The sequence below is a fragment of the Fredinandcohnia quinoae genome, assembly GCF_022427965.1.
GTDB lineage: Bacteria > Bacillota > Bacilli > Bacillales > Bacillaceae_L > Ferdinandcohnia > Ferdinandcohnia quinoae.
Genome location: NZ_JAKTTI010000009.1, coordinates 1 through 13,978, shown reverse-complemented (window position 1 = coordinate 13,978; position 13,978 = coordinate 1). Strand labels below are relative to the sequence as shown.

11 protein-coding genes and 1 pseudogene are annotated in these 13,978 nt (G+C 37.2%); 7 read left to right on the top strand and 5 right to left on the bottom strand.

The annotated features are described in order from the left end of the window. Positions 1-177 precede the first annotated feature (177 nt). Positions 178-498: an antibiotic biosynthesis monooxygenase gene (locus tag MJG50_RS07850; RefSeq protein WP_240254372.1), complete on the bottom strand. Its 321-nt coding sequence runs from the start codon at positions 496-498 to the stop codon at positions 178-180. A gap of 133 nt (positions 499-631) precedes the next feature. After that, positions 632-2,824 (bottom strand): MMPL family transporter, encoded by a 2,193-nt coding sequence (locus MJG50_RS07845; protein WP_240254370.1) that lies wholly within the window; start codon positions 2,822-2,824, stop codon positions 632-634. Positions 2,825-2,983: 159 nt separating this feature from the next. On the opposite strand from MJG50_RS07845, the gene MJG50_RS07840 reads away from it, so the two are divergent. The 4 genes and pseudogenes from MJG50_RS07840 to MJG50_RS07825 form a co-directional block, all read left to right on the top strand. Continuing rightward, on the top strand, positions 2,984-4,708 hold the full coding sequence (locus MJG50_RS07840) for an ABC transporter ATP-binding protein (protein ID WP_240254362.1): 1,725 nt from the start codon (positions 2,984-2,986) through the stop codon (positions 4,706-4,708). Continuing rightward, positions 4,705-6,558, top strand: a complete 1,854-nt coding sequence (locus MJG50_RS07835) for an ABC transporter ATP-binding protein (protein ID WP_240254360.1) — start codon at positions 4,705-4,707, stop codon at positions 6,556-6,558. Before MJG50_RS07840 ends, MJG50_RS07835 begins: the two co-directional genes overlap by 4 nt. 304 nt (positions 6,559-6,862) lie before the next feature. Beyond that, positions 6,863-7,309: a hypothetical protein gene (locus MJG50_RS07830; protein ID WP_240254352.1), complete on the top strand. Its 447-nt coding sequence runs from the start codon at positions 6,863-6,865 to the stop codon at positions 7,307-7,309. A 53-nt stretch (positions 7,310-7,362) separates the two neighbouring features. Next, positions 7,363-7,908, top strand: a pseudogene (locus MJG50_RS07825) (energy-coupling factor transporter transmembrane component T family protein); the annotation flags it as partial. 38 nt (positions 7,909-7,946) lie between these two features. Here the strand turns inward: MJG50_RS07825 and MJG50_RS07820 are convergent. The 3 genes from MJG50_RS07820 to MJG50_RS07810 form a co-directional block, all read right to left on the bottom strand. Continuing rightward, positions 7,947-9,680, bottom strand: coding sequence for an ABC transporter ATP-binding protein (locus tag MJG50_RS07820; protein ID WP_240254350.1), 1,734 nt, complete (start codon positions 9,678-9,680; stop codon positions 7,947-7,949). Between the two features lie 256 nt (positions 9,681-9,936). Beyond that, positions 9,937-10,092: a hypothetical protein gene (locus tag MJG50_RS07815; RefSeq protein ID WP_240254342.1), complete on the bottom strand. Its 156-nt coding sequence runs from the start codon at positions 10,090-10,092 to the stop codon at positions 9,937-9,939. 88 nt (positions 10,093-10,180) lie between these two features. Continuing rightward, positions 10,181-10,933, bottom strand: a complete 753-nt coding sequence (locus MJG50_RS07810) for a metallophosphoesterase family protein (RefSeq protein WP_240254340.1) — start codon at positions 10,931-10,933, stop codon at positions 10,181-10,183. Between the two features lie 97 nt (positions 10,934-11,030). Here MJG50_RS07810 and MJG50_RS07805 point away from each other — a divergent pair, with 97 nt between their 5' ends. The 3 genes from MJG50_RS07805 to MJG50_RS07795 all read left to right on the top strand — a co-directional run bounded on the left by MJG50_RS07805 (position 11,031) and on the right by MJG50_RS07795 (position 13,528). Further along, entirely contained in the window at positions 11,031-11,627 is a 597-nt protein-coding gene (locus MJG50_RS07805) for an AAA family ATPase (protein ID WP_240254338.1), read from the top strand. Positions 11,628-11,808: 181 nt separating this feature from the next. Next, positions 11,809-12,660: a cytochrome c oxidase assembly protein gene (locus MJG50_RS07800; protein ID WP_240254336.1), complete on the top strand. Its 852-nt coding sequence runs from the start codon at positions 11,809-11,811 to the stop codon at positions 12,658-12,660. Positions 12,661-12,778: 118 nt separating this feature from the next. Continuing rightward, the gene (locus MJG50_RS07795; protein WP_240254334.1) at positions 12,779-13,528 is read left to right on the top strand and encodes a FixH family protein; all 750 of its coding nucleotides are present in this window, start codon (positions 12,779-12,781) and stop codon (positions 13,526-13,528) included. Positions 13,529-13,978 lie beyond the last annotated feature (450 nt).

The following is a 13,978-nucleotide window of genomic DNA, read 5'->3' as shown; positions in this document are numbered from 1 at the left end:
AATCCCGCCGTTGCACCTCACAGAACCCTAGATTTTCCCAACTGGTGATGCGAATCCCGTCGTTGCACCTCACAAACCCCTAGTTTTTCCCAACTGGTGATGTGAATCGTGTTGTTGCACCTCACCAAACTCCGATTACACAAAAAAATCCCCGCCCAAGGACGAGGATCAAATATGTTAACGAATGGCTGTTTTCACTGTCTTAACATCATACAATCCACCTTCAGAGTGAATGATGTATTCTGGTTTTGGTTTACCCATATTTGCTTTATGACCTGCAATATGTGCATCACTTTTTTCCCACTTTTTCCAAAACTCTTCGGATTCCCAGCGGATTTGAACAAGAACCTCTTCTTCGCCGCGTCGTACTTTCTTAACCATAACCGTTGCATCTATAAATCCCTCTTGTTGTTCGATAATCCCTGGCTTGCTAAATCTTTCAACAACTTGGTCTGCATTTCCTTCTGTAACAACAGTCTTTCTTAATTGGACAAACATGTGACCTCTCCTATCATAAGGTAATTAATGATAGTTTAAGTGAAAATGATTATCAATGTCAAGTGTGACGTCAGAAAATTCAAGGAAAATGCACCTGGAACGAAATGCCCCAAGCGCATTTTCTCTCAATCTATTATACATTTATGTCAAGAATGTCTTTCTTATCCCGGTGTGTCAGGATTAGTACGGCTGGTAAAAATATACCTCTTATTAAAAACGTATCAAGCAAGATCCCCATTGCCATAGTGAATCCGAATAAGAAGAGCTCCTGCAACGGTTGTGTCATTAAGACGGCAAATGTGGCGGCAAGAATTAATCCCGCAGATGAGATAACGCCGCCAGTCAATGCAACGCCTTTTCCGACTGCTTCCCTCCAAGGGTGTTTTGCTGCCTCTTCTCGAATTCTTGAGACGAGCATGATGTTATAGTCAATCCCAAGTGCGACCATGAATATAAAAGTGTAGACAGGGAGGCGATAGCTGATTGCGTCATAGCCCATCAGATGCTCGAAGATCCACCATCCAAATCCCATTGATGCGAAATATGAAAGTAAAATAGTTCCCATCATGAGAACAGGCATTAGGATTGACTTCGTTTGGAAACCAAGCATTAAAGTAAGCAACACGGTTACGATTGAGAATAATAAAGTCATATCGCGCTCGTTCATCTGTTTTACATCAAGCTGCCCAGCAGTTTGACCTGCAAAATGAAGTTGAACCCCAGATGCGAATCCACTTTTCTCCAAAAGTTTTTCCCCAGAATCACGAAGCTTTTGAACCGTTTCCAATGCTTCCAAATCATACGGATTATTGTTTAAAATAATTTGAAATTTAATTGCCTTGTTAGTCTCCGCTAAGTACCCACGTGGTAGCTTAGTAGCATTATCAATCATATTAGGAGAAACAGAACTTACTCCACTTTGGCTAGATAACTCCTTAGATAACACATTTACCTTTTCTAAAAATTCTTGATCCACGGAGATTTCAGAATCAGAATGTAAAATCACAGTTACTGGTGCTAGCTCTCCTGCGGGATAGTGATCTTCCAGCAGTTCAAAGCCTTGTCGGGACGAAATATCCTCTGGAAATGAGTTCAACAAATTAAACGAATACTTCATCGAAGTGAAATTGAAAGCTCCAATTAATAAAATAATAAGTAAAACTCCACCTAATAATGCGGGTTTTTTCATAACCTGCTTACTCATCTTTGACCAGAAACCTTCTTTACGCGAAGAGGATTCCTTCACCTTTGGTACAAATGGCCAAAATGCTTTACGTCCTAATAGAGCAAAGATACTTGGGATTAGTGTTAATCCTGCAAATAAGATGACAACAACGGCAACAGAAAACACTGGTGCAAAGTGATTATAAGGCTCAAATACTGTTACGAATAAAGTAAGCATTGCTAATAAAACAGTACCACCACTGAATAAAATTGGTTCAGAAACATAGTGCATCGCTTCACTCATTGCTTCAAATTTTGTTGCATGTCTTTTTAATTCTTCACGATATCTTGAGAAAACAAAGAGGCTGTAATCTGTTAATACTGCAAAAAGCAGGACAAGCATGATTGAAACGGCAGAGCTATCAACCGCAAACCATTCATTCTTACCGGCTAGCCCTAAAATACGATCAACAACCCCATAGACGATTCCCGCTATAATTAATGGGGTGATTGCTAAAATCGGTGATCGGTAAATGGCAATTAAGATAATAAAAATCAGGCCAACTGTTGAAAGCATTAAGACAAGGTCAGCATTTTTGAATAAAGAAATCGTATCTGCTGAGATTCCAGCTGGTCCAGTAATCTCAAAGCGCATACCATCGTCTAGTCCAACAGATTTCACTTTAACACTTATTTTATCAAGTGCATCATTTGTTTGATCTGCATCTAAACCTGCTTCTAATGACACATTAAATAATAAAGTCGTCCTATCCTCTGAAAACAGTTGATCTTGAATAGTTGATGTGAACTCGTGAAAAGGTAGTGCACTTACAAGGTGTTTTGGCTTTTCATCAGAAGCAAGCCACTTACTTAGTTCAGTTATTTTTTCACGATCCGTATCAGTCATTTTTCCGTCACGATGAAATACCAATAGTGCAGTCAGTCCATCATTCGCAGGAAACTGTTCCTTCATGATTTGTTCGGCTAGTTCAGAAGGTGTATTTCCTTTTACACTACCTTCTGAACTGTTTGTTTCATAATCCTTTGCAGAGGGAGCAAAAACGCTAAGTAAAAGTACAACAAGAATCCAGGCAGTAATAGTGATTTTTGCACCCTTAGAACTGCTTGTATATTTAACTAATTTTTGAAATGGTTTTAACATCATCTTCAACTCCTTAATGTTCTTTGAACTTCATTGTAAGGAGTGAATATGAATGGAAGATGAATTGTATATTTCATTTTGTTATTGAATCACGTTGGAAATAGGAGTAACCTAATTGCATAATAAATCGTAAAGAAAAGAACAGGGGGGATACATAGGATGATAAAAATATTAAAAAACCTGTCCACTTATAAGTGGATTATTGTCGGGGTATTTGGTCTTGTCTTCATACAATCGATGGCCGATCTATATTTGCCTACCCTAATGGCGGATATTATTGATGAAGGAGTCGTTCATGGGGATTTACCGTATATTTGGAAAATCGGTGGATTTATGCTTGTAGTTGCCGCATTTGGTGCAATTGCATCGGTATTTGCAAGTTATTATTCATCAAAAGCAGCGATGGGGCTTGGACGGGATATTCGGCGTAAGGTTTTTACACATGTTGAAAAATTTTCTCTTCAAGAATTTGATGAGGTTGGAACAGCATCACTGATTACAAGAACAACTAATGATATTACCCAAATTCAGCAAGTAGTAATTATGATGCTTCGAATGGTCGTAAGTGCACCAATAATGTTCGTTGGTGGAGTCATCATGGCGGTTTCGAAGGATGCGAAATTATCATTAGTGATTGTTGGAACAATGCCTGTTCTCGTTATTTCTGTCTTGCTTATTATGAATAAGGGAATTCCACTATTCAAAACGGTTCAGAAAAGATTGGATCGGTTGAACCTAGTTTTACGCGAGAATTTAACAGGAATCCGCGTTATTCGAGCATTTAATAGAGAAAAGCAGGAGAAGGAGCGACTTCAAACAGCAAACCGAGAATTAACGGATGTATCCATTAAGGTAAATAAAGTAATGGCGTTTATGATGCCAGTCATGATGCTAGTGATGAACTTAACGGTTGTTGCAATTATTTGGTTTGGTGGAATCCGAATAGGAAATCAAGGAATGGAAATTGGCGACTTAATGGCTTTTATTCAATATGTGATGCAAATCATGTTTGCAATTGTAATGGCATCCATGATGTTTGTAATGGTGCCAAGAGCAGCAGTATCCGCAAATCGGATTAATGAGGTTCTCAGCATGGAGCCGACTTTTCTAGATGAAGGGACAAAAGCTGCAAATTCAGAGAAAGGAACACTTGAGTTTGAAAATGTAACCTTTTACTATCCTGGTGCAGAGGAACCCGCATTATCTCATATTAGCTTTCGCTCATCACAAGGTGAAACAACAGCAATCATTGGTGGAACTGGATCTGGAAAAACGACTCTCGTGAATCTAATTCCACGTTTTTACGAAGTTACCGAAGGAACGATTCGTCTGAACGGTGTTGATATTCGAGAATCTTCTCAAAAAGAGATTCGTTCAAAAATAGGCTTTGTTCCACAAAAGGCATTGCTTTTTACAGGTTCAATTGCTGAAAATATTCGCTTTGGAAAAGAAGATGCGACAATTGAGGAAATTGAACATGCAGCAAAAATAGCACAAGCAGATGATTTTATTAGCAAAATGGAAGATAGCTATGATTCTGAAATAACCCAAGGTGGTTCAAACGTGTCTGGAGGGCAAAAGCAACGCTTATCGATTGCGCGTGCACTCGTTAGAAAACCAGATATTTATATTTTTGATGATAGCTTTTCAGCACTCGATTATAAAACCGATGCTTCGTTAAGAGCGGCGTTAAAGGAAGAGACGAAAAATTCCACAGTTATCCTTGTTGCACAAAGAGTAAGTACAGTTATTGATGCAGATCGAATTATTGTACTAGATAAAGGGAAATTGGCTGGCAAGGGGACACATAAGGAATTACTAGAAACGAATGAGGTATATCGTGAAATTGTCGAATCCCAGCTTTCAGAGGAGGAAATCGCATGAGTAAGCATAAAAAACAGCAACCTCAAGGCGGTGATCCGATGGGGCATGGAGGTATGATGATGGCCGGGCAGAAGGCTAAGGATTTTAAAGGTACATTCCGGCGTCTCCTGAAATATTTAGTACCACGTCGAAACCAATTAATTGCTGTGTTTTTTGCAGCGGTTTTGAGTACCGTTTTTTCAATTATTGGGCCAAAGGTAATGGGGAATGCGATTACAGAATTATTTGAAGGCGCATATGGGGTAATGACCGGTGTCCCAGGTGCAAAGATTGACTTTCATGCAGTCGGGATGCTTTTACTTCTTCTTACTGGTTTATATCTTGTGAGTAGTTTATTTACCTATATACAGCAGTATATTATGTCTAGCGTTGCCCAATTAACTGTGTATGATTTGCGGGAGGATGTGAATCAGAAGTTAGAAAGGCTGCCTTTGAAGTATTATGACGGGCGTTCAAATGGTGAAATTTTAAGCCGTGTAACAAATGATATCGACACAATTGGCAGTACGCTTCAGCAAAGTATTACGCAGTTTATCACATCAATTATTATGATTGTCGGGATTATTATTATGATGCTATCCATAAGCCCGCTCCTAACATTGATTTCAATTGTGAGTTTGCCGCTTTCTATTTTTGTAATGGGACCATTTTTAAAAAGGTCACAAAAGCATTTCGCGGATCAACAGCGGAGCCTAGGTCAATTAAATGGCCATATAGAAGAAATGTATACCGGTCATCAGGTTGTAAAGGTATTCGGTCATGAAAAGAAGGCGATTTCCGAATTCGACGTGGTGAATGAAGAACTATATGAAGCAGGGAGTAAGGCTCAATTTATTTCGGGTATTATCATGCCAATCATGTTTTTTATCGGAAATTTTAGCTACGTATTAATCAGTGTTGTAGGTGGAATTTTAGTAACAAAACAAGCAATATCGATTGGTGATATTCAAGCATTTATTACGTATTCGAAACAATTCACACAGCCAATCACACAAACAGCAAATATCGCAAATATTATCCAGGCGACAATTGCGGCAGCAGAACGTGTCTTCGAGCTTCTAGATGAGGAAGAAGAGGTGAAAGAGGTCACGATTGAAAGCCTAAGCAAAGCGAAGGGGGCTGTTTCTTTTGAACATGTTGACTTTGGCTATGGGGATGAATTGCTAATTGAGGATATGAACATTGATGTTCAACCAGGTCAAACTGTTGCGATAGTTGGTCCAACAGGGGCAGGAAAGACGACTTTGATCAATCTTTTAATGAGATTTTATGAGGTCAAAGGTGGCTCAATTAAAATTGATGGGATCGATACGCGTGAAATTTCACGTGAGGATCTTCGGACTACTTTTGGAATGGTGCTCCAGGATACATGGCTTTTCAATGGAACAATTAAAGAGAATATTGCCTATGGAAAAATGGGAGCAACTGAAGCAGAAATCATAGCTGCCGCTAAAACAGCTCGTGCAGATCATTTTATTAGCACACTTCCGGAGGGATATGAAACAATCCTTAATGAAGAAGCATCTAATATTTCTCAAGGACAAAAGCAGCTTTTAACGATAGCGCGAGCTGTTCTTGCAGATCCACCAATCATGATTTTGGATGAAGCAACTTCAAGTGTTGATACTCGAACAGAGCTACTCATTCAACAGGCAATGAACAAATTAATGGACGGACGAACAAGCTTCGTTATTGCGCATCGTCTTTCAACCATTAGGGATGCGGATTTGATTCTTGTCATGGATAAAGGAAAGGTCATCGAACAAGGAACACATATAGAACTATTGGAGCAAAATGGCTTTTATGCCGATCTTTACAATAGTCAGTTTTCGAAGCAAACAGCAGGATAAAAAATATGGTTTGTATTTTATGCTAAATATCTTATTAAAATTTATACTGTTTTGCTAAATGTATAAATATACATTTGAGAACCTATAAATATTAATGCTTTGAAGACTATTTAGAGTTAATGGTAAACATTCGACAGCGTTATTGATAAAGAAATAACAATCTATAGCGTTGTTGTTTTGATATTTGAACTAAGACCATCTTAAGTTACTTTTTCCTATTTTTAGAAATATAGTTGATATTTACTAATTAATTGTTATAATTTTAATAGATAGAATATTAAAATTATTTGGAGGTATTGAAGTTATGAAAAAGTACTTTGTGGTTCTCTTATCAGTCTTATTACTTGCCTTACCATCCTTCACTTTTGCTTCTGAGAATATGTCAAATGATACAATTCAACCCTTAGCAGTAACAGTAAATTGGCAAAAAAATAATATAGCTACAAGCACAACAACGGATGGATTTTATATAGGTTCCTCTCGTAGCTCCTTAAAACTAACTGCGATTCAACAAAGCACCACATCTATATGGACAAGTGCAAAGATTGAGTATCGTCTTCTAAAACAAAATTCAAGTGGTTCATTCGTAGATACAGGAATCTATGATGTTTTAGAAGGTTCATTTAATCCGGCTAATCGTACCTCGACAACCCTATATGGTACGATTAGTCCTGGTACTTATAAAATTAAGATAACCAACAAGAATGGAAGTAGTGTTAAAGTACACTCAATAGGAAAATGTGATTTATAAATAGGGATAGAGCCAATATTTTATAAAATATTGGCTTTTTTACCCAAAATAAATCAAGTCATGTCATATTTGATATAGCAGGACGATATAATGTCACATTAGAACAGCTTTTTTATCATTTCAATATAACGATAAAATATTTCACTGTGATTCCAGCAGCATTACTTTTTATCGTTACGACACATCCGAGCGAGTTCGCTTCATCCATGAATAAGATTGGGATAAGCTATCGAATATCGTATGCTGTGGCGCTAGCATTACGTTATATTCCTGATGTTCAACGAGACTTTCATAACATTGCTCAATCTCAACAAGCCCGTGGAATTGACATGTCACGTAATGAAAAATTATCGAAACGGATAAAAAATGCCTCATTGATTATTATTCCTCTTATTCTATCGAGCCTTGATAAAATTGAGACAGTCAGTAATGCAATGGAGCTTCGTGGCTTTGGAAAAAATAAAAGGCGAACATGGTATAGTGAAACACCATTTCAATCAAGGGATTATATGACAATCGTTTTATTTGTCGCTATTTTAGTTATCACTCTGGTCGTTACATTTTATGATGGCGATCGTTTTTATAATCCGTTTAAGTGATCAAAAGAGACCCAAGAAAATGGGTCTCTTCAGCTTTTCTAGGCCAATTGGTGTTCAGCGAATTCGCGATATAATCCATGTGATTGTGTTAGTTCATGATGAGTACCAATACCTGTTACTACTCCTTTTTCAATAAAAATAATTTTATCTGCATCGACGATTGTCGATAATCGATGAGCAATTACAAAGGTAGTCCGACCTTCCATTAATCGTGTTAACGCTTGTTGAACAATACCTTCTGATTGACTGTCCAAGCTTGCTGTTGCTTCGTCCATCATGAGTATTTTAGGGTCTCGTAAAAACGCTCGAGCAATCGCAATACGTTGACGTTGTCCACCAGAAAGCTTAACACCGCGCTCTCCAACCTCAGTATCTAATCCTTGTGAGAACTCCATAATGAATTGATCTGCATACGCCATTTCAGCAACCTTCCATAACTGTTCATCTGTAATGTCACCAATATTGTTTAAACCATAGCATAAATTTTCTCGAATTGTCCCTGCCATCATGGCACTTTCTTGTGAAACATATCCGATTTGACTACGCCACGAGGTCATAGACAGTTCATTTATCGGTGTATCACCAATCCTGATTTCACCTGATGTAGGCTCATAAAACCGTTCAAGCAGACCAAACATTGTTGTCTTCCCGCCGCCACTTGGGCCGGCGAATGCAATCATTTCCCCAGGCTTTGCTTCAAAAGATATTCCTTTGAGGATTGGTTCATCCTCATTATAGTTAAATGACACGTTTAGAACATGAAGAGGCTTATTTGTAATATCCAGCTGAATTCCTGTTTTATCCTCTTCTAAAGGCAATTCTAAAATATCGATAATTCGTTCAGTAGCTCCCTTTGCTTTTTGTAACTGGGTAAAAAACATTGCAAATGATGTAATCGGTACAATGATTTGGAAGAGATAGAGTAAGAATGCAATTAATTCTCCAGTGGACATAGTTCCATTTGCTACACGAATACCACCATAGCCAATAATCGTTACAATTACGACCATAATCACAAAATACATTATTGGACCAATCAGTGCTGTAATCCTTGCTTCTCTTAATCCGAATGTAAATAACCTTTCAATTCCAGTTAATCCCTTGTCCTCTTCACTTTGTTCAGCGGTAGAGGACTTCATTAAGCGAATTTCACTTAATGTTTGCTGAACATGGCCGGTAAAAGTAGCGGTTTCATCCTGTAGCCCACGAGAAATTTTCGCCATTTTTTGTCCTAGAGGAAACATAATAATCAATGTGATTGGAACTGAAATTAACATCAGCAACGTCATCTTCCAATCCATCACTAATAAAATTAGAATGGCACCAATAATCGAAATAATACCAGTTACAAATTGTGGGAAATGATTTGTAATAAGATCCCTTACAATACTTGTATCATTGACTACCCGGCTTACTGTTTCTCCGCTTGATTGTTTGTCAAAATAGGAAACAGGTAAGCGAATTAATTTTACCCACATCCGGTCTCGTAGTTTTGCAACAATTTTATGACCGACATAGCTCAGAAGATAAATGGAGATTCCACTAATAATTGCTTGAAGAATAAAAGCAGCCCCGATTCCGATCATGAGCGGCACACTTAATGATTCTACAGAGAACCCATCAATTAAATTCTTCGTCAATATCGGTACAATAAGACCTGCGATTGTTGTAATTACACTTGCTGCTAATCCGAAAATCAGCGCAGCCTTTGGAATCTTTGTTGATAAAATAAGTGAAATAAATGGCTTTAAACTTGTTTGTTGTTTTTCCATTGTCAGTACTCCTATATTTATTTCATTAAAAATTATTATTTGCGAGTTCCTTTAATACTACGCTTTAAAATAAAATTGGTTTCAATTATTAAGGTTAGATAAAGAAAACTCGCCGATTGGCGAGCCTTTAGGCGAAGACAGAGGCGTTAGTTGCACTTATTCGGATAAGAAAGTTATGCTTTCTTATCCGTCAAAAAAAGACCAAATCATTACCTGATTTGGCCTACGCTTTACGTTATATTATTGCAAATATTTATTAATTCGATTTTAATATATTAGATGCAGGTAAGGAGATAATTTTCCCGCCAATCTGTACATGAATCATGTCATTAAATATGGCTTTCACAATTCCCTTTAGCTGAATCGTTGAATTAATAGTAATCTCTTTTTTGGATTCGTTATTGATTGACATGCAATTAACTCCTTCCAAATGTTCTTTAGTATAGAGTATAAAACAGGAAATTAAAACTGTAAATAATTTTGGTTAAGGAAAATAAACTTTACGATTCTTTAAATGCTCCCCGATAAACAGCCTCCCTTAATTCCTTAGCATAAGGCTCTAAACCAGGCATTTCTTTTTGCTCAGCAATTTGTATTTCTTTTTCAATATCATATGGAACACGGACAATTTCAATTGAAAATGGTGCTGGTTTAATTGATTGATAGTCACCATGTAAAACGGCAAATGTAGCTAGTGTCATATCTAATGGATTTCCGACACTTCCAACGTTGAAAAGAGTCCTTTGATCACCAATTGGTTCAATTAGTGCAGCGTGAATATCACCAAAGCCAACGACATCCGGTATTCTGTCTTCTTCCAAGGGAGAAATCCACTCAGTGTTTTCAAACATTGCTTTCTTTTCTTCCATAGGGTGTATCATCGGTACAACACGGTGATGGACACTCTTTGCAGATGCGTGATACAGACGTATGTATTTTCCACTCATATAGAAATCATAGTGAAAAGGAAGTGTACCGAGATATGCTAATCTTTCCTCACCAAGCTGCTCTTGATGCCATTTCATCACTTCCCACTCATTCTCTTTTTGGACTGCCTCATCCCAATTTCCAAAGACGACTACTTCACATACTTCTCGAATGCAGTCAACGGCAGCTGCTGGGTTTGGCCCTTTTCCAATAAGGTCACCTAGACAGATGATTGTTTCGATTCCTCGACGGTTGATATTTTCTATGACTGCTTCTAACGCAGTCATATTTCCATGAATATCTGATATTACTGCTATACTATTCATAACTGCCTCCCCACATGAAAAGATTTCACTTTGTATAATTAATAGTAAAGTAGAAGGAATATTTTGTCATTATTTTTTTATAGTAAAGAGGTGTCTTATGATCATTTGGATAAACGGAACTTTTGGTTCAGGTAAAACAACAACCGCATATGAACTACATAAAAGGGTAAAAAACTCATTTGTATACGATCCAGAACGATTTGGCTTTGTGTTAATGGCAAATGTCCCCGCTGAAATTTCCAAGGGGGACTTTCAGGATTATCCATTATGGCGAGAAGCTAATTACTCATTGTTAAAGCAAATTGCAATCGAATATAAAGGAACTATTATTGTTCCGATGACTCTTACAAATGAACAATATTTTACAGATATTATTGGAAGATTACGAGATATTGGTATTGAGATTAAGCACTATACTTTAACAGCTTCAAAGACAACCATTCAAAAAAGACTTAGGACAAGATTTGAAGGAAAAAATTCTTGGGCTTACCAACAAATAGAAGGAAGGGTTGCTAGTCTCTCTAAAGATAGGTTTAAAGAACATATCCAGACTGACCAAATGTCGATTGATGAGGTTGTTGAAACAATTGCAAGGTTGTCAGGAATAGAACTAATGCCGGATTACCGTACAAAGTTTCAAAAGGGATTTGAAAGACTGGCTATTAAGTTGAAGGAAATTAGTATTTTTAAATAGTTTTTTCAGAGCCTTTTCTTAAAATAACATTTAGTTTTCACGAATTAGCCACATATTTCCTTAATACTATATTGAATGTCATTAAATTATCACTTAATATACGAGTTATAAAGTGTTCTGATTTGTTACTTCATAACATAATTTAACAAGGGGGGATAAAAACTTAATAAGGAGTGGTCACTTGGAGCGTACTATATTGTTTGAAAATCAACCGGTATGGAATATCCCACTTTTGATTGGTTTAATATGCGTAACTGTACTTTTTACGGTTTTAGTAAAATACTACACGAATATAAAAATCAAACAAAAACAGCCACTTCTATTCATCATAAGTATACTTATATTTTATTTAATGATAGGCAGTCCTATTTCAGTATTAAGCCACATCTCTTTTAGTACACATATGATTCAAATGAGTATTTTATATTTTGTCGTCCCACCGCTATTATTAATTGGTATTCCAGAATTATTATTTCAGAGAGTGAAGGAATACAAGTTTTTGAGAGTGGTTGCGAAGATTTTTCTTCCTTCAACAATCGCGTTGTTATTTTTTGCGACTCTGTTTTTTATGTACCATTTACCAGTCATTATTGAGGTTTTAACTCAAAACTCTTTATTTCATAATGGGTATATGGGATTGCTTTTTGTTTTGTCCTTTCAAATGTGGTGGCCAATTGTTGCACCAGACCCAAAGCAGCGCTTTTGTAATGGTTCAAGAAAAAGGTATATATTATTAAGTGGAATGATTTTAATGCCAGCATGTGTATTATTTATATTCAATGATTTTATTGGTGGCATAGGGAATCCTTTGTTAATGAAAGTCACCGCTCAACTTTGTATACCTGGAGAAATTTCAAGTATCAACCTACCTCAACTCCCAATAGACCCAAAGTTTGACCAGCCGTTGGCGGGAATCCTGATGTTGGGAATACATAAGATCGGGATGATGGTGACTTTTTATTTCGGCAAAAGAATTCAAAATCAACAAGAAGAAAGTCCTTGTGTATGTGGTACTTATTTTCATTATCGATGATGGATAACATAAAGGTAAGACTTCTATCATTGAGGCTTACTGCCACTTATGACGAGATAAAAGTGAAAGGGAGATGTTTAATCGTAATCATCTCCTAATAGATATTGGAGGAATACATATGAGAAAAAGATTAACACTCATCCTATTTGTGATGGTACTAGCAGTTCTTTCAGCATGTAATAAAGATGAAGATGAAAAGGTTGACGTATCTGACAAAAGTGAAGTACCTCAAATACTTGATGTACAGCTTAAAGTTCCGGAATCTGTAGATGTAAATGGCAAAGTAGAAATGAAAGCAATTGTTACTCAGGGAAGCGAAGATGTAGCTGATGCGGATGAAGTGAAATTTGAAGTATGGGAAAATGGAAAAAAAGAAGAAAGTAGCTTAATTGAAGCAAAAAATAATAAAGATGGTACTTATGTTGCGGAAACGACATTTGATCATGACGGTGAATTTACTATTCAAGTCCATGTAACTGCAAGAGGGATGCACACGATGCCTCAAGCAAATGTAAAGGTTGGCACGGGTGCTTCACATGAAGAAGAGGAGCATCATCATGAACATACAGAAGGTTTCAGCATGCATTTTATGAATCCATCTGATGCAAAGGTTGGAAATGATACGACATTAATGGTTCATTTGAGTAATGGAGAGGACCCATTAGAAAAAGCAAATGTTCGTTATGAAATTTGGACGGATAAGAATCCTGATAAACATGAATGGATTGATGCAGAGGAAACAAATGCGGGCGAATATACTGGCTCGTATAAATTTCCAGATGCCGGTACGTTTACTGTGAAAGTACATGTTGAAAATGATGAAGGATTGCATGAACATGAGGAGCATCAAGTAGAAGTAGGAAAGTAAATTTTATAACATACATGTGCCGGTTCGTCTTAGATGAACCGGCATTTTTAAAATGGTTAAGAGAAAGTTTTATAATTGGGGGCTCTATAATGGTGGAATTATTGTTATGAGCACTTATATATTCTGGAGGTTTCGTATGATTCCCGCCCGAGCACAATTTCTGGTGTGCTGGTCACCATAGAACCTGTATGGTTCCCGTCCGCATACAATTTCCGGTATGATGGTCACCATAGGACCTGTATGGTGACCATCCGCGCACAATTTCTGTTGTGATAGTCACCATAGGAACTGTATGGTTCCCGTCCGAGCACAATTTCTGGTGTGATAGTCACCATAGGACCTGTATGGTTCCCGTCCGCATACAATTTCCGGTATGATGGTCATCATAGAACCTGTATGGTTCCCGTCCGAGCACAATTTCTGGTGTGATAGTCACCATAGGACCTGTAT

Excerpts from the sequence above, each read along its gene's own strand:
- MJG50_RS07820 (WP_240254350.1), bottom strand. The coding sequence starts at position 9,680 with ATGGAAAAACAACAAACAAGTTTAAAGCCATTTATTTCACTTATTTTA.
- MJG50_RS07795 (WP_240254334.1), top strand. The coding sequence starts at position 12,779 with ATGAGAAAAAGATTAACACTCATCCTATTTGTGATGGTACTAGCAGTT.
- MJG50_RS07850 (WP_240254372.1), bottom strand. The coding sequence starts at position 498 with ATGTTTGTCCAATTAAGAAAGACTGTTGTTACAGAAGGAAATGCAGAC.
- MJG50_RS07835 (WP_240254360.1), top strand. The coding sequence starts at position 4,705 with ATGAGTAAGCATAAAAAACAGCAACCTCAAGGCGGTGATCCGATGGGG.
- MJG50_RS07840 (WP_240254362.1), top strand. The coding sequence starts at position 2,984 with ATGATAAAAATATTAAAAAACCTGTCCACTTATAAGTGGATTATTGTC.
- MJG50_RS07845 (WP_240254370.1), bottom strand. The coding sequence starts at position 2,824 with ATGTTAAAACCATTTCAAAAATTAGTTAAATATACAAGCAGTTCTAAG.
- MJG50_RS07830 (WP_240254352.1), top strand. The coding sequence starts at position 6,863 with ATGAAAAAGTACTTTGTGGTTCTCTTATCAGTCTTATTACTTGCCTTA.
- MJG50_RS07810 (WP_240254340.1), bottom strand. The coding sequence starts at position 10,933 with ATGAATAGTATAGCAGTAATATCAGATATTCATGGAAATATGACTGCG.
- MJG50_RS07805 (WP_240254338.1), top strand. The coding sequence starts at position 11,031 with ATGATCATTTGGATAAACGGAACTTTTGGTTCAGGTAAAACAACAACC.
- MJG50_RS07815 (WP_240254342.1), bottom strand. The coding sequence starts at position 10,092 with ATGTCAATCAATAACGAATCCAAAAAAGAGATTACTATTAATTCAACG.